This window comes from Pseudoduganella sp. UC29_71 (genome assembly GCF_042693265.1).
Taxonomy (GTDB): domain Bacteria; phylum Pseudomonadota; class Gammaproteobacteria; order Burkholderiales; family Burkholderiaceae_D; genus Rugamonas.
In genome coordinates this window covers 3,709,385-3,729,224 of sequence record NZ_CP170549.1, presented here as the reverse complement: position 1 = coordinate 3,729,224, position 19,840 = coordinate 3,709,385, and the positions used below count along the sequence as shown (strand labels likewise).

Below are 19,840 nucleotides of genomic sequence, written 5' to 3'. Positions count from 1 at the left end.
GTAAGACCGAGATTGTAGGGCGTAGCTGCCGCCACCGCAACTTTTCGTGGCTGGCATGGCGGGTTACGCGCTGTGCGCTAACCCGCCCTACGATGTCACGGCTTGCGTGGGGCGGGGACGCGCATGGCGCGTAACCCGTCCTCCGCGCTTAATTTTGCTTGGTCTTTTTCTTGCCGGCGGCGTCGCGCGAGACGCGCGCTTTCACCAGCGACACGGGGGCGTCCTTGACGGTGCCGCCCTTGGCTTGCTTGTAGTTGCTGTTGCGCTTGCCGGTGCCGCGGTCGGCTTCGAAGGCCACCACGGCGTTGTCCGCCACTTCCGGCGCGATGTCCATGTGCAGCGAGGACGAGGTTTTCGGCACCAGGATGGTGGAGCCGGCCTTGAGCACCGATTTGCTCGGGATATTGTTGGCCTGGCGTATCACTTCGGGCGTGGTGTGGAACTTGGACGCCAGCGTCTCGATGCGCTCGCGCGCGCTGGTGATCTTGTGCGTGGTCCAGCTCGACAGCGCGCGGCCCCACTGCGCCAGGTTCAGGTTGAACTTTTCGGCATTGGCTTTCGGCAGCAGGATCTGGGTCTGCTCGCCGCCGGTGATCACCGGGCGGTTGAACTGCGGGTTGAGCGCCTTGAAATCGTCCACCGACATTTCCGCCAGCTGGGCGGCGATGGCCAGGTCGATGTCGCTGGTCTTGTCGACGGCGGTAAAATAGGGCTGGTTGTCGATCACCGGCAGGTGCAGGCTGAACTGGGCCGGATTGGCCACGATGTTCTTCACCGCTTGCAGTTTTGGCACGTAATTGCGGGTTTCCGCCGGCATCAGCTCGGCCAGGCTCTCGAAATCGGTGGGCTTGCCTGCGGCCTGGTTGCGCTTGATGGCTTTCTGCACATTGCCTTCGCCCCAGTTGTAGGCGGCCAGGGCCAGCTGCCAGTCGCCGAACATGTCGTACAGGCGCTGCAGGTAGCTCAGGGCGGCGTCGGTCGAGGCCAGGATGCCGCGCCGTTCGTCCTTGAACGCGTCCTGCTTCAGGTTGTAGTCCTTGCCGGTGCCCGGCACGAACTGCCACATGCCGGCCGCGTTGGCGCTGGACAGCGCTTGCGGGTTGAAGGCCGATTCGATGAAGGGCAGCAGCGCCAGTTCGGTCGGCATGTTGCGCTTTTCCAGTTCGGTGACGACGTGGAACAGGTAGCGCGAGGCGCGCTGGGTGGTGCGGGCGATGTAGTCCGGACGGGTGCTGTACCAGGTGACGTGCTTGTGCACCAGTTCGTTGTTAATATCGGGAATGGCGTAGCCGGTGCGGATGCGGCCCCAGACGTCGGTTTCCTTGAACGCGTCTTCGCTGACGGCTGGCTTGGCTACAACTTTGGATACGGGGAGCAGTTCGGTGGTCGGCAGCTTGGCCGTGGCGGGCGTGGACAGCGGGATCAGCGGCAGGGAGCTCGACGCGGCCGCAGCGGGCGCGCTGTCGAGTGCCTGGCTGATCGCCGGTGCCAAGGTCATCAGCGCCGCCAGCAAGGAGGTGGACTTGATTCGTGCTTGCATAGTATTCCATTGTTGTCGTCGAGAAACACCGACGAACCATGAATAATGGGGCAGTGTACGTAGGTTGGCCCGGCTGAGTCAAGAAATATGTCGCCCGGATGACAGTTTCTTTGATGTAATGATGTCGGCAAATATATCGACGTTGACAGAAGTAGACGGCATTTTGCCGGAGTGCGTACAATGCGCCCTCGCCGCAAGCATTTACAAGGAAAGACCCTATGAGCAAGCCCATCGCCGACCATGACGCCGTCATCGCCCTGACCCAGAAATGGCTGGAGAAGGCCGTGATCGGCCTGAACCTGTGCCCCTTCGCCAAGGCCGTGCACATCAAGAACCAGATCCGATACGTGGTCACCGAAGCGAGCACCGACGAGGAGCTGATGGCGGTGCTGATGGAGGAACTGGAGCTGCTGGCCGAGACCAGTCCGGCCAAGATCGACACCACGCTGATCATCCACCCGCAGGTGCTGAACGATTTCGAGGACTATAACGACTTCCTCGACGTGGCCGACGCGGCGCTGGAGGAAATGGACCTGGACGGCATCCTGCAGGTGGCCAGCTTCCATCCGGACTACCAGTTCGCCGACACCGACAAGAACGATATCGGCAACTACACCAACCGCTCGCCGTACCCGACGCTGCACCTGCTGCGCGAGGACAGCGTGGACCGCGCGGTGGAAGCCTTCCCGGAAGCGGAAGACATCTTCGAGAAAAACATCGAGACCATGGAAAAGCTGGGTCACGAAGGCTGGGACGCCCTGGGCCTGCAGGTGAAGGAATGACGGAAATGGAACTGAAGCGCATGGCGGCGGCGGTGCACGAGGCGGCAACGCCGTCCGCGCCCCCGGCGCAGCGCCCGGACACGCCCTGCGTGGCCGTCTGTTCCACCACCTTCGACGACATCTGCCGCGGCTGCGGCCGCACTTATATAGAGGTGGCGCACTGGGTGTCGATGTCGGAGGCGGAGAAAGAAGTGGTCTGGCAGCGCATCACGGCGCAGGGCTACCCGCGCCGCAATACGTGAAGGCGGATTAATACGTGCCGATGTAGTCCTTCTTGCCGATTTCCAGGCCGTTGTGGCGCAGGATGTCGTAGGCGGTGGTGGCGTGGAAGAAGAAGTGCGGCAGCGCGTAGTGCAGCAGGTAGGTGCTGCCGGTGAAGTGCTTGGTCTTCTCGCCGCTGCCGGTGGTGATGGCGCGGTCTTCGGCGCCGCCGAAATCGGCCGCGTCCAGGCTGTCCAGGAAGGCGATGGTCTTGGCGATGCGCGCCTTCAGCTCGGCGAAGGTCTTTTCGGTGTCTTCGTACGGCGGCACTTCCTGGCCGGCCAGGCGCGCGCCGGCGCCCTTGGCGAAGTCGGTGGCGATCTGGATCTGGCGCGCGAATGGCAGCATGTCCGGGAACAGGCGGAATTGCAACAGTGCGTTGGCATCCAGTTTCTTGTCGGTCACATGGGCTTCGGCCTTGTCGAGGATGACCAGCAGACTGTTCAGAATCTGCTTGAACACTGGGATGGATGCGGTATAGGTATTAAAAGTCATTGCGGGCTCCTCGTTGAAAGAGTGGCGATGATAGCAAGCTTGTGGCATTCCTGCTCGCGGCGGCGGCGCGCACCAGAGGTATTCAGGTGACTTGCTTGCTTGTTTGCGTGCATAATTGTTGCAAATGAATAATTCCTGAATGCGCGCCCATGCGCGAGTCCCAAGTCCCGTGGTGAATGATTAGTTCTTTATACAGAAGGATGCGTTCCCGTCTGAGCGCGCTGTACGGCCTCTCCATCTACGGCGCGCTGCTGCTGGTGGTGTTTGGCGGCCTGGTAATCCCTGCAATTATCGGCAGCTATCTGCTGATCGGCGTGCACGAGCAGCAGTCGGCCAAGACAGCGCTGAACGAGTCGCTGCAGCGCAATGCCGACATCCTGGCGCTGGGCATGCAGGAATCGCTGTGGAACATGAATGCCGAATCGGCCCACTCGCTGGTGGAGTCGGTGATGCGCGACCGCTCGGTCTTGCAGGTGCAGGTCACCGGCCAGGCTGAAACGCAGTTCATGCACGTGCAGTCGCCGCGCCGGCAGATCGGCAACGTCTACCGCGCCGAGCGCGAGATCCTGGTGCGCGGCGAGAAGATCGGCCGCATCCTGGTGGAGATGGACGACGCGCGCAGCCAGCAGGAGCTGCGCGAGAAGCAGTTGTCCTATGTGTTCGTGCTGGCGGCGCAGCTGACCGTGTCGCTGCTGCTGATCGTGCTGTTCCTGAACAAGCGCCTGCTCAAGCCGCTGCGCAAGCTGATGCGCTTTTCGGACCGCCTGTCGCACGGTGACTTTGAAACCCGGCTGGAACTGACCGGCAGCGACGAACTGGGGCGCCTGTCCGGCCAGCTGGAGCAGATGCGGGTGGCGATCAAGCACCTGTTCGAGGACATCGGCCAGCGCGAGGAGCGCTTCCGCACCATCGTCACCCAGGTGCCGGGCGCGGTGTTCCGCTTCCGCCCGGACGGCCCGGTCGATTTCGTCAGCGACGCCATCGAGGACATTTCCGGCTATTCGGCCGCGCAGTTCATGCGCAGCACCAGCCATTCCTGGGCCAACCTGATCTGCCCGGAGGATCGCCGCATGCAGCGCCGCGTGGTGAGCCAGGCCATCCGCGACGGCCGTCCGTATTCGGTGGAGTACCGCATCATCGACGCCAGCGGCACCGAGCGCTGGGTAGCCGAGAACGGCCAGCCTCAGGTGGCCGAACGGGGCGACAACGCGCCCTGGGTGGACGGCATCATTTCCGACATCAGCCAGCGCAAGCACAACGAGATGCGCATCGAGGCGCTGCTGGCCGAGCAGAGCGCCATCCTGGACAACGTGATGTTCGGCGTGATGTTCGTGCGTAACCGCCAGATCGTGTCGGTCAACCGCCGCTGCGAGGAACTGTTCGGCTACGAACCGGGCGCCATGGCCGGCGCCTCCACCGCCATCGTATTCCCCACCGCCTTCGATTTCGAATCGGCCGGCGCGCGCCAGTATCCGACCCTGTCGGCCGGCGAGTATTTCAGCGAGGAGCGCCACTACCGGCGCCAGGACGGCACGCTGTTCTGGTGCATGGTGAGCGGCTGCGCCATCGACCAGAGCCGCGCCAACGAGGGCAGTATCTGGGTGTACGCCGACGTGACCGCGCGCAAGGAGGCGGAAGAGAAGCTGCGCCTGTCGGCCACGGTGCTGGAACACATCGCCGACGGCGTGATGGTGATCGACGCGCAAGGCGCCATCGTGGCCGTGAATCCGGCCTTCACGCAGATCACCGGCTACAGCGAGGAAGAAGCGCTGGGCAGGGACCGCGCCCTGACGCGCTCCGGCCGCCACGAGGATGGCTTCTACCAGGCCATGTGGCAGGAGCTGGAGACCACCGGCTTCTGGCGCGGCGAGATCTGGAGCCTGCGCAAGACCGGCGAACTGTATCTGGAATGGCTGACCATGAGCGCGGTGCGCGACACCCACGGCATCACCACGCACTACGTGTGCGTGTTCAGCGACATCACGCTGGTCAAGCAGTCGCAGGAGAAGCTGGACCACCTGGCGCACCACGACCCGCTGACGGCGCTGCCGAACCGCCTGCTGTTCCACGACCGGCTGCACCACGCGCTGCAGCGCGCCGCGCGCGAGCAGGAGCAGCTGGCGCTGCTGTTCATCGACCTGGACCGCTTCAAGAACGTCAACGACACGCTGGGCCACCACATTGGCGACGAACTGCTCAAGCAGGTGGCCAAGGCGCTGCAGGACAAGCTGCGCGACGGCGACACCCTGGCGCGCCTGGGCGGCGACGAATTCATCGTGCTGCTGGAGAACGTGGACGGCCAGTACGGCGCCACGCTGGTGGCGGAAAAGCTGGTCGGCATGTTCGAGCAGCCCTTCATGGTGGCCGGGCACGAGCTGTTCGTCACCTGCAGCGTGGGCATCAGCCTGTTCCCGGCCGACGCCACCGACCTGAATATGCTGATCCGCAACGCCGACGTGGCCATGTACCAGGCCAAGGCGCGCGGCCGCAACGGCTACCGCTTCTACGCGCCGTCCATGTCGGGCGAGGGCGTGGAGCGCCTGCGCCTGGAGACCTTCCTGCGCCGTTCGCTGGAGAAGGACGAGATGTTCCTGAACTACCAGCCGCAGGTGGAAATCGACACCGGCCGCCTGGTGGGCGTGGAGGCACTGGTGCGCTGGAACCACCCGGAACTGGGCCTGGTGCCGCCGAACCGCTTCATCTCGCTGGCGGAGGACACCGGCTACATCAACCAGCTGGGCAAGTGGGTGCTGTACCAGGCCTGCCTGCAGATGGTGCGCTGGCAGGAAGCCGGCCTGTGGGTGCCGAAGATAGCGGTCAACCTGTCGGCCAAGCAGTTCGAGCGCGGCAGCATCGCCTCCATGGTGGGCGACATCCTGCGCGAGACCGGGCTGGAGCCGCACCGCCTGCAGCTGGAAGTGACCGAATCCGTCATCATGAACACCGGCGACGCGCTGGTCTTCATCAACGATTTGCACTCGATCGGCGTGGGCCTGGCAATCGACGATTTCGGCACCGGCTATTCCTCGCTGGCCTACCTGAAGCAGATGCCGGTGCAAACCCTGAAGATCGACCGTTCCTTCATCAAGGATATTTCCACCGACGTGAACGACGAGGCCATCGCCATCGCCATCATCCAGCTCGGCAAGAGCATGAATCTGTCCGTCATCGCCGAGGGCGTGGAGACGGACGAACAGGCCGCCTTCCTGCTGCGCCATGGCTGCAATCTGGCGCAAGGCTATTTCTACAGCCGCCCTGTGCTGCCGGACGACCTGCTGCAGCGCTGGAAACCTTGATCCATCCAACCGAAAGGACGTTATGAAGTTGTCGCGCCGCCGTTTTCTGCTGAGCGCCACCGCGGTGGCGGGCGCCATGGTGGTAGGTTGGGGCGCGCTGCCGGCGCGCCAGCGCGTGCGCGGCAAGACGCCGCTGCCGCTGTCCGGATCGTCCGGCGCGGTGGCGCTGAACGGCTGGGTCGCCATCGCGCCGGACAATACCGTGACGGTGGCGATGGCGCGCAGCGAGATGGGGCAGGGTGTGCACACCGCGCTGCCCATGCTGCTGGCCGAGGAGCTGGATGTGCCGCTGTCGCGGGTACAGCTAGTGCAGGCGCCGAACGACAAGATCTACGGCAACGTCGCCATCCTGGCCGACAGCCTGCCGTTCCACCCCGACGATGAGGGGCGCGGCAAGCGCCTGGCGGGCTGGCTGGTGTCCAAGGCGGGGCGCGAGCTGGGCATCAATATGACGGGCGGCTCGTCCAGCGTGAAGGACTTGTGGCTGCCGATGCGCCAGGCCGGCGCCACCGCGCGCGCCTTGCTGATCGAGGCCGCCGCGCGCGAGTGGAAGGTGCGGCCGCTCGAGTGCTTTACGGAAGCGGGCATGGTGGGGCATCCGAACGGCAAGCGCGCCACTTACGGCAGCCTGGTGGCCATGGCGGCCGGCATGACGCCGGGCGAGGTGCAACTGAAATCCGTCGGCCAGTTCCGCCTGATCGGCACTGCCGCGCCGCGCCGCGACGCGCCGTCCAAGGCCAATGGCAGCGCCCGGTTTGGGCTGGACGTGCGGCCCCCGGGCATGCTGTACGCTGCGGTGAAAATGTCGCCGGTGCTGGGCGGTTCCGTGGCCAGTTTCGATGCGCCGGCCGTGCTGCACATGCCGGGCGTGGTGCGCGTGGTGGATTGTTCGTCGGCGCTGGCCGGGAAGACCGGCGCGGGCGCCGGCGTGGCCGTGGTGGCGGCGCAGTACTGGCAGGCCAAACAGGCCGCAGCCGCGCTGCCGGTAAGCTGGCACGAAGGCGTGAACGGCAAACTGTCGAGCGCGGACATCTTCAGGCATTTTGCGCAGCAGCTGGACGATGAGGACGGCCACGCCTATTACGAGGTGGGCGAGGTGGACGACGTGGCCAAGGCGCGCGGCGCGGTGAAGACGCTGAAGGCAGAGTATCGCGCGCCGTTCCTGGCGCATGCCGCCATGGAACCGCTCAACTGCACCGCCCAGGTGAAGGATGGCAAAGTGCGGCTGTGGGTGTCGACGCAGGCGCCCACGCTGGCGATAGAAACGGCGGCCAGGGTAGCGGGCGTGAAGGCGGCGGACGTGGCGCTGGAAATCACGATGCTGGGCGGGGGCTTCGGGCGCCGGCTGGAAACGGACTTCATCGCCCAGGCGGTGGCGGTGGCCAAGGAGTGCGACGGCGCGCCGGTGCAGCTGATCTGGTCGCGCGAGGACGATACCACGCACGACGTGTACCGCCCGGCGGCGCTGGCGCGCTTTGCCGCCAGCCTGGACTCGGCGGGCAATATCGCGGCATGGGACAGCAAGTCTGTCAGCGGCTCGATCGGACACCAGTTCTTCAAGCGCAATCTCGGTCTGCCGGGCGCAGGTCCGGACAAGACCACCGCCGAGGGCGAGTTCGACATGCAGTACGAAATTCCGAACCAGCGCGTCCGCCACGTCACGGTCGATAGTGCCGTGCCGATCGGCTACTTCCGCTCGGTGGGGCACTCGCACAACGCCTTCTTCAAGGAGAGCTTCATCGATGAGCTGGCGCACGCGGCGGGCCAGAGCGGCGCCGGTTTCCGGCGCGGCCTGCTGAACCGCCATCCGCGCCACCTGGCGGTGCTGAACGCGGCGGTGGACAAGGCCGGCCAGCCGCCGGCCGGGCGCGCGCACGGCGTGGCGCTGCACCAGTCCTTCGGCACCATCGTGGCGCAGGTGGCGGAGGTGTCGGTGGTGGACAAGCAGATTATCGTGCACCGCGTGGTGTGCGCGGTGGACTGCGGCATCGCGGTCAACCCGGCCATCATTTCGCAGCAGGTGGAATCGTCCGTGGTGTTCGGCCTGTCGGCGGCGCTGAGCGGGGAGATCACCATCAAGGACGGCAAGGTGGAGCAGACCAACTTCCACCAGTACGAGGTGCTGCGCATGAATCAGACTCCCAAGGTGGAAACCATCATCATGCTGAGCGCCGAACCGCCCGAAGGCATGGGCGAGCCAGCGGTGCCGCCGGTGGCGCCGGCCGTGGCCAACGCGGTGTTCGCGCTGACCGGGCAGCGCCTGCGCAGCTTGCCGCTGCGGCTGGCCTAGGAGGCGCCGAGCAGCGTGCGCAGATTGCAGTCGCGCTGCCAGTGACGGCGCTCTTCGCTGCTCTGCGCGTAGCGCGCCAGTTCCGCGTCGTCCATGCTCGCCTGCGCCAGGATCAGGCGGTGCGCCACGTTCGGGTCCGGCAGCATGGTGCCAAAGAAGGCCACATCCTCGTGGCGCTGGATCAGCAGGGTAGGGAAGTTTTCCACATCGAGGTCGCCGACGATGTCGGCATGGTCCTCGATATCGACCCACAGGAAGTACTTGTCCGGGTGGCGCGCAGCCAGTTCGTCGAAGGTGGCCCGGTAGCCGGCGCAAGTGCCGCACCAGGCTGCGCACAGGCAGGCGACGATCCAACGGTCTTGCGCCAGTGCGGCCGCGACATCGCCGCGGTTATCTGTATGTAAGGTAGTGCTATGCATGCGCCGTATTGTACCCTGATGTACCGGGAGCCGCGCAGGCCGGCTTGGGCAGGTTAAAATACGGCATGGCTACCATACTTGCAATTGAAACATCCTCTGAAACGGCTTCCTGCGCACTGCTGCGCGGCGAGGCGCTGTATACCCGTTCGTCGTCCGGCGTGCGCACCCATTCGCAGGCCATCCTGCCGATGATCCAGGAATTGCTGGCCGAAGCCGGCGTGGCGCTGCGCGAGTGCGACGCCATCGCCTACGGTTCAGGCCCGGGCTCCTTCACCGGCGTGCGCACCGCCTGCGGCATCGCCCAGGGCCTGGGCTACGGCGCCGGCCTGCCGCTGGTGCCGGTGGTGACGCTGGACGCGATGGCGCTGGCCTGCCACCAGCAGCATGGCGGCAGCGACATCCTGACCGTGCTGGACGCGCGCATGAGCGAAGTCTATTGGGCGCAATACCGCTTCGACAGCGGCACGCAGGCTCCGCAGGCTGTGCTGGCGCCTGCGCTGTCGGCGCCGGACGCCGTGGCGCCGCAAGGCGAGGTGACGGCCTGCGGCAACGGCTTCGCGGCGTATGCCGAAGCGCTGGCCGGCAAGCCTTTTGCCGCCGGTGCGCACGCGGACGTCATGCCGCACGCGGCGCAGATCGCGCAGCTCGGCCGCATCGCCTTTGCCGCCGGGCAGGGCGTGCAGGCAGCCGACGCGCAGCCGCTCTACCTGCGCAACAAGATCGCCTACACCAGCGCCGAACGGCGCGAAATCAACGCCGCAAAGGCCGCCGCATGAAGCCTGTGTGGGATCTGGCGCGGCTCAATTACGAGCCGATGCAGGAAAGCGATATCGACGAAGTGGTGGCGCTGGAGGAGAGTGTTTATCCCTATCCCTGGAGCCGGGGCAATTTCGCGGACTCGCTGGCCAGCGGCTACCATGCCTGGGTGCTGCGCAACCAGTCCATGCAGCTGATGGGCTATTTCCTCGTCATGCAGATGGTGGACGAGGCGCACCTGCTGAACGTGGCCGTGGCGCAGGAGTGGCAAGGGCAGGGGCTGGGACGCTTCCTGCTGAACCAGTCGGTGGCCTGCTCGCGCGGGCTGGGGCTGGAATCGATGCTGCTGGAAGTGCGGCCGTCGAACACGCGTGCGCTGGAATTGTACGAGCGCTATGGATTTGAACAGATCGGCCGCCGCAAGGGCTACTACCCGGCAGGCGGCCAGCAACGCGAGGACGCGATCGTCATGCGTTATATGTTATGAACCGCAATGAAGTGTTCCTGCAGGAGATCGGCGTGGGCGTGCAATGGCGCTTGCGCAACCGGCCGCCCGGCGCCGTAGAGGCCTACGACGAAGCCGGCACGTCTGCGCTGCTTTCCGATCCGGCACATGAGCAGGCGGACGGGCCGGCATACGAATCGGCATACGAACCGGCATACGAGCCGGAGCGTGCGCCGGCCGCCATGCCTGCGCCGCAGTACGCCGAGCCAGCGACGTCCTCGCCGGCGCCCGCTGCTGCGCGCGCGCCGGTTGCGGAGGCCGCCGCGCCGCTGGCCGCCGTGCAGGCTACGCAGCCGCCGCCCGCCCGCCCGGCGCCAGGCGCCGCCGCAGGCGAAGACACCAGCTGGTTCGACGACACGCCGCTGCCCGCCACGCCGCCGCCGACGGTCACGAAATCGCCTGCCAAGCCGGTGCAAGCCGCGCCATCGCGCCCGTCCGCAGCCGGCGCGGAGGAACCTGAATCGACCGCCTGGTTCGACGACGTGCCGGTTCCCGCCGCCAGCGCCGCACCGGCGCGCGCGCAGCAGGCCGGCCAGCAGATCGCCGACATGGACTGGGAGACCTTGCAAGCGGCCGTCACGGCCTGCACGCGCTGCGACCTGTGCCACAGCCGCGTGGCCGCCGTGCCCGGACGCGGCGACCCGCACGCGCAATGGCTGGTGCTGGGCACCGCTCCCACCGCCGCCGACGAGCAGGAAGTGCGCTCGATCACCGGCGAGCCGGGCCAGCTGCTGGACAATATGCTGAAAGCCATCGCCCTCACGCCGGAGGAGGATGCCTACGTCACCACGCTGGTGAAATGCCGCCCTCCCGCAGCGGACGACGGCAGCGAAGGCTTGCCCAACGCCGAGCAGCTGGCGGCTTGCCGCCCCTACCTGCAGCGCGAGCTGGAGCTGGCCGGCAGCCGCATGGTCCTCACGCTGGGCCACACGGCGGGCAAAGGCCTGCTGGGCGCCGCCGCGCGCGGCAAGGTGCTGCGCTACGACGGCATCCCCACCATCGCCACCTACCACCCGGCCGACCTGCTGCGCAAGCCGGCGGACAAGGCCAAGGCCTGGTCCGACCTGTGCCTGGCGAAAGCCGCCCATGCCGGCCGCGCCTGACGCAGCGCCCAAGCCCGAGCCGGGCGCTGCGCCGGCCACCGCAGCCGGAAGCGCGCACGATGGAGTGTGCGGCCCGGCGCCCACCGACAAGCCCGGCCCCGCCTGCCACGCCGGCACCGGTGTCGCCTCCGGCGGCGGCGTGGCAGGCGCCGAAACCTACCAGACCCGCTTCGAACGCACCTGGGGCCACCTGACCCGTCCCCACGTGCGCGCGCTGGCCTGGCTGCTGGACGCCCCCGACCTGCTCGACCCCGATTCCCCGCACTGGCAAAACCGCATCGCCACGCTCGGCCCCGTGCATGCTGCCGCCGCCGACTGGCTGGCCGCGCTGGAGCGCGATCCCGCGCCGCTGGAGGCAGCGCTGGGCGGCCGCTTCTATTCGCGCCTCGGCCTGTACGCCGAAAAGCTGATGGCCTTCTATTTTGAGCAGCATGGCACGCTGGTCGCGCATGGCCTGCAAGTGCGCGCCAACCGCAACGACACCGTGGGCGAATTCGACTTCCTGCTGCGCCACGGCAGCGAACTGCTGCACTGGGAGTTCGCCACCAAGTTCTACCTGCTGGACGACACGGCCGGCGCGGCCAGCTTCAACCATCTGGTCGGCCCCAACCTGGCCGACACGCTGGGCGTCAAGATGCGCAAGACCTTCGCCAAGCAGCTCGAACTGGCCTACCACCCGGCCGCGCAGCCGCTGCTGCCGCAGCCGGTGGACAAGGCGCAGGCCCTGGTGAAAGGCTGGCTGTTCTATCCCCAAGGCTCGCCGCACGCGGTGGCGGGCATCTCGCCCAGCCATTGCCTGGGCTACTGGAGCACGCTGAGCGAGTTCGCCAGCGGCCGCAATGGCGCGGCGCAGCCCGATCAGCAATACGTGGTGATGCCGCGCCTGCAATGGCTCGCGCCGCTGAAAGTGCGCGCCATGGCTGCCGGGGCAGGCGAGGCCGCGCCCGTGGCGCATGGCGCGGCGGCACACCCGGCGCCCGCCGGCGGGCCGCCCCGCATCAATTCCATCGCCGCCGTGGACAGCGCGGTGCCGCTGGGCGCCGCCCAGGTGGTGCAGGCCGTGCTGGCGCGCTTTGAACAGGAGATGTCGCCGGTGATGGTGGCGTCGGTGGTGGAGCGGGATGGCTGGCTGGTCGAGCGCGAAAGGGGTTTCGTTGCGCCGGACGACTGGCGCGCGCGGGCCGCTGCGCGCCGTGAACAGGGGCTGCTGCCCCCGTAAAGCTTAGTGCTTGGCTTCGCCGATCAGCGCAAGCGAATCATGCTCGCGCTGGTTGGCCTTGTGCAGCCACATGATGCACAGCATGATGCCGGCAATGAACAGGCCGAACAGCACGATGATGGTATTCAGGCCCAGGTGCAGGCGTATCATCAGCGAATACATGGCCAGCATGGTCAGGATGGACAGATTCTCATTGAAGTTCTGCACCGCGATCGAGTGGCCGGCGCTCATCAGCACGTGGCCCCGGTGCTGCAGCAGCGCGTTCATCGGCACTACGAAGAAGCCGCCGATCGCGCCGATGATCACCAGCAGCGGATAGGCCAGATAGGTGGAATATACCAGCGTCATGCCCATCACGATGACGCCCATCAGGATGCCCAGCGGGATCACCGACAGCGACTTGCGCAGCGTGATGAAGCGCGCCGACATGATGGCGCCGAAAGCGATGCCGATGGCCACCATGCCGACCATGCTGGTGGCCTGGTCGTAGCGCATGCCCAGCGAGCGCTGCGCCCATTCCAGCACGATCAGCTGCAAAGTCGCGCCGGCGCCCCAGAACAGCGTGGTTACCGCCAGCGAGATCTGGCCCAGCTTGTCTTTCCACAGCAGCGTGAAGCAATTCGAGAAATCGACGATCAGCTTGACCGGATTGCGTTCCTGGTGCGGGTAGACGCAGCCGGTGTCGGGTATGCGCAGGTTGAAGATGGCGGCCAGCACATAGGTCAGGCCCAGCACGCACAGCGCCGCTTCGGTGCTGGTGTCGATGCCGGTGTCGATCAGCGGCACGTCGATATTGAGCAGCATGGTCGACAGGCGGCCGGTCACCAGTGCGCCGCCCATGACGGTGCCCAGGATGATGGAGGTGACGGTCAAGCCTTCGATCCAGCCATTGGCGGCCACCAGTTTCTCGGCCGGCAGCAGTTCGGTCAGGATGCCGTATTTGGCGGGCGAGTACACCGCCGCGCCGAAGCCGACCACGGCATAGGCCAGCAGGGGATGAACGTGGAAGAAGATCATGGCGCAGCCCAGGATCTTGATCATGTTGGCGATGAACATGACCCGGCCTTTGGGCAGGGCATCCGAGAAAGCGCCGACGAAGGCGGCCAGCAGCACGTAAAACAGCACGAACGACAATTTCAGCAGCGGCGTGAGCCACGCCGGGGACTTCATGGAAATCAGCAGGTCGATGGCCACAAACAGCAGTGCATTGTCTGCCAGTGACGAAAAGAACTGCGCTGCCATGATGGTATAAAAACCACGATTCATACTGGAAGGCCTGGAAACTTATCTCGGCTTGCTTTATACCATGAATAACTGGTATTCCCAAGAAATCAACCGGATGTATGAAAAGCCCCGGAAAGCCCATACCTTCAATATTTCCGCATGGAAATTACTGATGAGTTACGGCTGCTTTTGCTCCAAGGCGCGGTGGCTGGTTCCGGTAGAATACCGGCTTCGTTCAACCGCCAAGATTTCACACCATGCCAAGGCCGATCGTCGCAACTATTCATATAGAGAACATGAAACACAACCTGGCCCGTGCCAAGGCTTGCGCACCGGGCAGCAAGGTGTGGGGCGTGCTGAAGGCGAACGGCTATGGCCATGGCCTGGAACGCGCCATGCGCGGCTTTGCCGATGCCGACGGCCTGGCCCTGATCGAGCCGGACAACGCGCTGCGCCTGCGCGAGCTGGGCTGGACCAAGCCCATCCTGCTGCTGGAAGGCGGCTTCGACGCGGCCGACGTTGCCATGATGGCCGAGCACGGCATCAACGGCGCGGTCCACTGCGAGGAACAGCTGGCGCTGATCGAGGCGGCGCAGCTGCCCGCGTCGGCCCGTCCGCTGAACCTGCACCTGAAAATGAACACCGGCATGAACCGCCTGGGCTTCAAGCCGGAACAGTTTGCCGCCGCGCACGCGCGCCTGCGCGCGCTGCCGCACGTGGGCGAGATCACCCTGATGACCCACTTTGCCAACGCCGACGAGACGGCGCACCCGCGCCTGCCCATCCGCGAGCAGATCCGCCGCTTCAACGCCGGCGCGGCCGGCTTGCCTGGCCCGGTCAGCCTGGCTAATTCGGCCGGCATACTGCAGATGCCGGACGCGGAGAAGACCCTGGGCGCCGAACTGGTGAGCGACTGGATACGTCCCGGCATTATGCTGTACGGCGGTTCGCCGGGCGGCAAGAGCGCCGGGGAGTTCGGTCTGCTGCCCACCATGACGCTGGCCAGCGAGCTGATCGCCGTGCAGGACATCGTGGCAGGCGACTGCGTGGGCTACGGCAGCCGCTTCCAGGCCGACGGCCCGATGCGCATCGGCGTTGTGGCCTGCGGCTATGCCGACGGCTACCCGCGCCACGCGCCGCAGGATACGCCCGTGCTGGTGGACGGCGTGCGCACCCGCATCGTCGGCCGCGTGTCGATGGACATGCTGACCGTGGACCTGGGCAGCCTGCCCAACGCGCGTGTCGGCAGCAAGGTGGTGCTGTGGGGCGAGGGCATGCCGATCGACGAGGTGGCCACGTCCGCCGGCACCATAGGCTACGAGCTGATGTGTGCGCTGGCGCCGCGCGTGCGCGTAGTGGAGGGCTGATCCGTGGCCAAGGCGAAAACCAATTACACCTGCAGCGAATGCGGTGGCACCAGCAGCAAGTGGACCGGCCAGTGCGGCGCCTGCCAGCAATGGAACACCATGGTGGAAACCGTGATGGAGTCCGGCGCCGGCAATAACCGCTATTCCAATCCGCAGCACCTGTCGCTGGCGCAGACCGCGCCGGTGCTGTCGCTGCAGGACATCGAGGCGCTGGACGTGCCGCGCTTCCCCACCGGCATCGAGGAGTTCGACCGCGTGCTGGGCGGCGGCCTGGTGGCCGGCGGCGTGGTGCTGATCGGCGGCGACCCCGGCATCGGCAAGTCGACGCTGCTGCTGCAGGCGCTGGCCCATATGTCGCACGCGAAAAGCGTGCTGTATGTGAGCGGCGAGGAATCCGGCGCCCAGATCGCGCTGCGCGCCAAGCGCCTGGCGATCGACGCGCGCGACCTGAAGCTGCAGGCCGAGATCCAGCTTGAGAAGGTGCTGGGCACGCTGGCCGAGCTGAAGCCGCAGGTGGCGGTGATCGACTCGATCCAGACCATGTATTCGGATGCGCTGAGCAGCGCGCCCGGCTCGGTGGCGCAGGTGCGCGAATGCGCGGCCCAGCTGACCCGCATGGCCAAGCAGAGCGGCATCACCATCATCCTGGTGGGCCACGTGACGAAGGAGGGCGCGCTGGCCGGCCCGCGCGTGCTCGAGCACATCGTGGACACGGTGCTGTACTTCGAGGGCGACAACCATTCTAGCTACCGCCTGGTGCGCGCCATCAAGAACCGCTTCGGCGCCGTCAACGAGCTGGGCGTGTTCGCCATGACGGACAAGGGCCTGAAAGGCGTGTCCAACCCGTCCGCGCTGTTCCTGTCCCAGCACGACAACCAGGTGCCCGGCTCCTGCGTGATGGTGACGCAGGAGGGTACCCGCCCGCTGCTGGTGGAAATCCAGGCGCTGGTGGACGCCAGCCATTTGCCGAACGCGCGCCGCCTGTCGGTGGGCCTGGAGCAGAACCGCCTGGCCATGCTGCTGGCCGTGCTGCACCGCCACGCCGGCATTGCCGCCTTCGACCAGGACGTGTTCATCAACGCCGTCGGCGGGGTGAAGATCACCGAACCGGCGGCCGACCTGGCCGTGCTGCTGGCGATTAACTCGTCCATGCGCAGCAAGGCGCTGCCGCGCGGCTTCGTGGTGTTCGGCGAAGTGGGCCTGGCGGGCGAAATCCGGCCGGCGCCGCGCGGCCAGGAGCGCCTGCGCGAGGCGGCCAAGCTGGGCTTTTCGATCGCCATGATCCCGAAGGCGAACGCGCCCAAACAGGCCATCGAAGGCATGACCATCGTCGCGGTGGAGCGGATTGACGACGCCTTCACGAAGTTGCGTGAATTGCAATGACTTTCGGCGTGAAAGTTTATCTGCACGGCAATGTGCCGCCTGCATAAATGATGAATGCGCAGTAGAATGGCGCCTTGTAGAGCGCTACCAGCGATGCGCTCTTATCAGGCAATCACGTTATTCAGGAAGCATAGAGTGCTAGTAGACCAAAGGCAGACGACCCGTAAGATTCTGCGCGCAAAAGCAGTGGTGGTGATGGATGGAGCCAAGCCGGCGCCGGCCCGCACCATCGACGTTGGCCCGACCGGGATGTCGGTTACCATGGGGCACATGGTGCCGTCCGGCCAGATGGGGCAGATATCGTTTGAAATGTTCGTGGAGGGCAAGCCGGTGGTTATTAGCTGCCGTTCAAAAGTAACATATTGCATCTTTAGCGGCGACGACGTAAAAGTCGGCCTACAATTCATCAACCCAGACGCGGCCGCCGTTGCCGCCATCGGCAAGTTCATGCGTTAAAACGGCCGCTTTTTACCATGCTGTTTGCCGCATGAAGGGATAGTCGAAGACCTTATCATGTCTTCCACATTGATCGGATGACACAAAATGGCAAATACGAGCATCGGTAACTACGGCAATCTGACCGGCACGGCCGCCTACGGCGGCACCAGCACGCCCTCGGCCTCGGTCCTGGCCAAGGTGGAGCGCACGCTGGCCAGCCAGGCCGGCTCCGTCGCCAGACTGAATACCAGCCTGGTGCGCGACCAGACCAAGCTGTCCGGCCTCGGCCAGCTGCAAAGCGCGCTGACCGGCCTCCAGTCTATCGCCGAGCGCCTCGCGGGCAGCGGACTGAGCACGTCGGCCACCTCGTCCGGCAAGGGCGTGCTCACCGTCAGCGCGGGCGGCAGCGCCAAGCCCGGCACCTACGCGGTGGACGTGAAGCAGCTGGCGCAGGGCCAGATCCTCAATAGCGACCAGCAAGCGTCGGCCAGCGCCAAGATCGGCACCGGTTCGCCGGCCACCATCAAGGTCGAATTCGGCACCACCGGCGATGACAAGTTTACGCCAGGTAAAACGGCCGCCAAAACCATCACCATCGACAGCAAGAACAATACGCTGGACGGCATCGCAGCCGCGTTCAAGGATGCGGGCATCAACGCCAGCGTGGTCAAGAGCGGCACCGGCTATGCCTTGCAGATCAAGGGCGAGAACGGCGAGGCGAGCAGCATGCGCATCAGCGTGAGCGGCGACGCGGCTGTGAAGAGCCTGGTTTCCTACAACCCGGCCGCCAACAACAGCCCCACCACGCAGGGCCTGACCCAGGCGCAGGCCGCGCAGGACGCGCTGGCCACCGTGGACGGCAAGGAAGTGAAAAGCGCCGGCAATACGCTGAAGGACGCCATCGACGGCGTCGGCGTGACCTTGACCGGCACCGGCAAGACCGACGTCACGGTGAGCCAGGACAGCGCCCAGATCGCGCAGAACGTCACCAATTTCGTTAACGCCTACAACGACCTGAACAACAAGCTGACCGCGCTGCAGAAAGGCGACCTGAAGTCCGACCAGGCGCTGGGCCAGGTCAGCCGCGAGCTCAATGCGCTGGTGCAGGGCGCCGGCGGCGCCTCCAAGTCCGCGCTGGCGGCGGCCGGCGTGACGGTCGACAGCAGCGGCAAGCTGGTGCTGGACGATAAAAAGCTGAAAAGCGCCATCGCGGCCGATACGGCCGGCGTGGCCAAGCTGTTTACCAACGACGGCAAGGGCCTGGCCGACCAGTTCGACGCGAAGATCGATGCGCTGACCGGCAAGAACAGCAGCATCCAGCGCGAAGCGCAGCAGGTGAGCAAGGAAATCGGCACGCTGACGGCGAAAAAGGCCGACCTGGCCAAGGCGCTCACCACCCAGGCCAATGCGCTGGTGGCGTTCTACACGCAGCAGGAGCAGGCCGCCGCCAACGAGGCGCTGCCGGGCTACACCGGGGCGCGCTCGCTGTTCGACTTCCTCGTCTGAGGCTTGCATTCAGCGCCGCAATGCCTGATCATCTCGCGTTCTGAGGATTCTTCTTTTATTGGAGGCAGGCATATGGCGGGGAAGCGTTGGGGTAAGTTGGTGATGGCGGCTGCATGCGCGTTCGCGGCGGCTGCCGTCGCTGGTCAGGCACAGGCGCAGCAGGAAGAAAAAGTCCTGAACATCTACAACTGGTCGGACTATATCGCGGAAGACACCATCAAGAACTTCGAGAAAGAGACCGGCATCAAGGTTCGCTATGATGTTTTTGATAACAACGAAATCCTGAACTCCAAGCTCGCTGCCGGCAAGTCCGGCTACGACATCGTGGTGCCGACCGCGCCATGGGCCAAGCTGCAGATCGACGCCAAGCAGCTGCGCAAGCTGGACAAGTCCAGGCTGCCCAACCTGGCCAACCTGGACCCGCAGATCCAGGCCAAGCTGGCCAAGATCGACCCCAACAACGAATACCTGGTGGACTGGCTGTGGGGCTACGCCACGGTGGGCATCAATGTCGGCAAGGTGAAAGCCGCGCTGGGCAGCGAACCGATGCCGGACAACGCCTGGGACCTGATCTTCAATCCGAAATACGCGGCCAAGCTGAAGTCCTGCGGCGTGTCCTTCCTCGATTCGCCGTCCGAAGTGCTGCCGGCGGCGCTGCAGTACATCGGCAAGCCGGCCTACTCGGCCAAGGCGGCCGACTACGCCGAAGCGGGCAAGGTGCTGACCGCCATCCGTCCCTATGTGACGCTGTTCAGCTCCTCCGGCTATATCAACGACATGGCCAACGGCGCCATCTGCGTGGCCTTCGGCTGGTCCGGCGACATCAACATCGCCCGCCAGCGCGCCATCGACGCCAAGAACGGCAACCAGATCCAGGTGCTGGTGCCGAAGACGTCGGCCGCGCTGGTGTTCGACACCATGGCCATCCCGGCCGACGCGCCGCACCCGAACAATGCGCACGTGTTCATCAACTACATCCTGCGCCCCGAAGTGCACGCCAGCCTGACCAACAAGGTGTTTTACGCCAATCCGAACAAGGCCGGCATGAAGTTCGTGCGCAAGGATATCGCCGAGAACAAGACCGTGTTCCTGCCGCCGGCCGACATGCAGCGCATGATCGCCCCGGAAGCGGTGCCGGCCGACGTGCGCCGCTCCATCACCCGCATCTACACCAAGTTCAAGACCGGCATGTAAGCGGGAATCTAAGCCACGCCGTAAACGGCAAAGGCGCCTTAAGTGGAAGCTTAAGGCGCCCG

General features: G+C 65.6%; 17 protein-coding genes. 13 read left to right on the top strand and 4 right to left on the bottom strand.

Annotated features, from left to right (window positions below; all coding sequences use genetic code 11):
- Positions 1–148: 148 nt before the first annotated feature.
- A complete protein-coding gene (locus tag ACFJI2_RS16410) occupies positions 149–1,540 on the bottom strand; it encodes a transglycosylase SLT domain-containing protein (RefSeq protein WP_377700981.1) in 1,392 nt (463 codons plus the stop codon).
- Between the two features lie 218 nt (positions 1,541–1,758).
- Between ACFJI2_RS16410 and ACFJI2_RS16405 the strand changes: the two genes are divergently transcribed.
- Together ACFJI2_RS16405 and ACFJI2_RS16400 are read left to right on the top strand one after the other, a co-directional pair.
- Positions 1,759–2,322, top strand: a complete 564-nt coding sequence (locus ACFJI2_RS16405) for a DUF1415 domain-containing protein (RefSeq protein ID WP_377700979.1) — start codon at positions 1,759–1,761, stop codon at positions 2,320–2,322.
- Between the two features lie 20 nt (positions 2,323–2,342).
- On the top strand, positions 2,343–2,564 hold the full coding sequence (locus tag ACFJI2_RS16400; RefSeq protein ID WP_377705854.1) for a DUF1289 domain-containing protein: 222 nt from the start codon (positions 2,343–2,345) through the stop codon (positions 2,562–2,564).
- Positions 2,565–2,571: 7 nt separating this feature from the next.
- Here the strand turns inward: ACFJI2_RS16400 and ACFJI2_RS16395 are convergent, their stop codons facing one another.
- The gene (locus tag ACFJI2_RS16395) at positions 2,572–3,078 is read right to left on the bottom strand and encodes a DUF1993 family protein (RefSeq protein ID WP_377700978.1); all 507 of its coding nucleotides are present in this window, start codon (positions 3,076–3,078) and stop codon (positions 2,572–2,574) included.
- A gap of 176 nt (positions 3,079–3,254) precedes the next feature.
- Here ACFJI2_RS16395 and ACFJI2_RS16390 point away from each other — a divergent pair, with 176 nt between their 5' ends.
- Both ACFJI2_RS16390 and ACFJI2_RS16385 read left to right on the top strand, forming a co-directional pair.
- Complete coding sequence (locus ACFJI2_RS16390; RefSeq protein WP_377700977.1) at positions 3,255–6,374, top strand: EAL domain-containing protein; 3,120 nt, start codon at positions 3,255–3,257, stop codon at positions 6,372–6,374.
- 22 nt (positions 6,375–6,396) lie between these two features.
- Entirely contained in the window at positions 6,397–8,664 is a 2,268-nt protein-coding gene (locus tag ACFJI2_RS16385) for a molybdopterin cofactor-binding domain-containing protein (RefSeq protein ID WP_377700976.1), read from the top strand.
- Here the strand turns inward: ACFJI2_RS16385 and ACFJI2_RS16380 are convergent.
- Positions 8,661–9,083: a thioredoxin family protein gene (locus tag ACFJI2_RS16380; RefSeq protein ID WP_107870497.1), complete on the bottom strand. Its 423-nt coding sequence runs from the start codon at positions 9,081–9,083 to the stop codon at positions 8,661–8,663. The genes ACFJI2_RS16385 and ACFJI2_RS16380 overlap by 4 nt on opposite strands.
- A gap of 65 nt (positions 9,084–9,148) precedes the next feature.
- Between ACFJI2_RS16380 and tsaB the strand changes: the two genes are divergently transcribed.
- From tsaB to ACFJI2_RS16360, 4 genes are read left to right on the top strand one after another with little or no spacing between them, the layout of a single operon-like run.
- Entirely contained in the window at positions 9,149–9,859 is a 711-nt protein-coding gene (gene tsaB / locus ACFJI2_RS16375) for a tRNA (adenosine(37)-N6)-threonylcarbamoyltransferase complex dimerization subunit type 1 TsaB (protein WP_377700975.1), read from the top strand.
- On the top strand, positions 9,856–10,326 hold the full coding sequence (gene rimI, locus ACFJI2_RS16370) for a ribosomal protein S18-alanine N-acetyltransferase (RefSeq protein ID WP_107980640.1): 471 nt from the start codon (positions 9,856–9,858) through the stop codon (positions 10,324–10,326). The genes tsaB and rimI overlap by 4 nt, the downstream gene beginning before the upstream one ends.
- Entirely contained in the window at positions 10,323–11,447 is a 1,125-nt protein-coding gene (locus ACFJI2_RS16365) for a uracil-DNA glycosylase (RefSeq protein ID WP_377700974.1), read from the top strand. The genes rimI and ACFJI2_RS16365 overlap by 4 nt, the downstream gene beginning before the upstream one ends.
- Complete coding sequence (locus tag ACFJI2_RS16360; protein ID WP_377700973.1) at positions 11,431–12,666, top strand: DUF1853 family protein; 1,236 nt, start codon at positions 11,431–11,433, stop codon at positions 12,664–12,666. The genes ACFJI2_RS16365 and ACFJI2_RS16360 overlap by 17 nt, the downstream gene beginning before the upstream one ends.
- A 3-nt stretch (positions 12,667–12,669) precedes the next feature.
- Here ACFJI2_RS16360 and lplT read toward each other — a convergent pair whose 3' ends face one another.
- Positions 12,670–13,932, bottom strand: coding sequence for a lysophospholipid transporter LplT (lplT, locus tag ACFJI2_RS16355; protein ID WP_377700972.1), 1,263 nt, complete (start codon positions 13,930–13,932; stop codon positions 12,670–12,672).
- A gap of 215 nt (positions 13,933–14,147) precedes the next feature.
- Between lplT and alr the strand changes: the two genes are divergently transcribed.
- The 5 genes from alr to ACFJI2_RS16330 all read left to right on the top strand — a co-directional run bounded on the left by alr (position 14,148) and on the right by ACFJI2_RS16330 (position 19,778).
- Positions 14,148–15,257 (top strand): alanine racemase, encoded by a 1,110-nt coding sequence (gene alr / locus ACFJI2_RS16350; RefSeq protein WP_377700971.1) that lies wholly within the window; start codon positions 14,148–14,150, stop codon positions 15,255–15,257.
- A 3-nt stretch (positions 15,258–15,260) separates the two neighbouring features.
- Positions 15,261–16,640, top strand: a complete 1,380-nt coding sequence (radA, locus tag ACFJI2_RS16345) for a DNA repair protein RadA (RefSeq protein WP_107870482.1) — start codon at positions 15,261–15,263, stop codon at positions 16,638–16,640.
- A 135-nt stretch (positions 16,641–16,775) separates the two neighbouring features.
- Complete coding sequence (locus tag ACFJI2_RS16340; protein WP_377700970.1) at positions 16,776–17,096, top strand: PilZ domain-containing protein; 321 nt, start codon at positions 16,776–16,778, stop codon at positions 17,094–17,096.
- 87 nt (positions 17,097–17,183) lie between these two features.
- Positions 17,184–18,584 (top strand): flagellar filament capping protein FliD, encoded by a 1,401-nt coding sequence (gene fliD / locus ACFJI2_RS16335; RefSeq protein WP_377700969.1) that lies wholly within the window; start codon positions 17,184–17,186, stop codon positions 18,582–18,584.
- 102 nt (positions 18,585–18,686) lie between these two features.
- Positions 18,687–19,778, top strand: a complete 1,092-nt coding sequence (locus tag ACFJI2_RS16330) for a polyamine ABC transporter substrate-binding protein (protein ID WP_377700968.1) — start codon at positions 18,687–18,689, stop codon at positions 19,776–19,778.
- Positions 19,779–19,840: the final 62 nt, after the last annotated feature.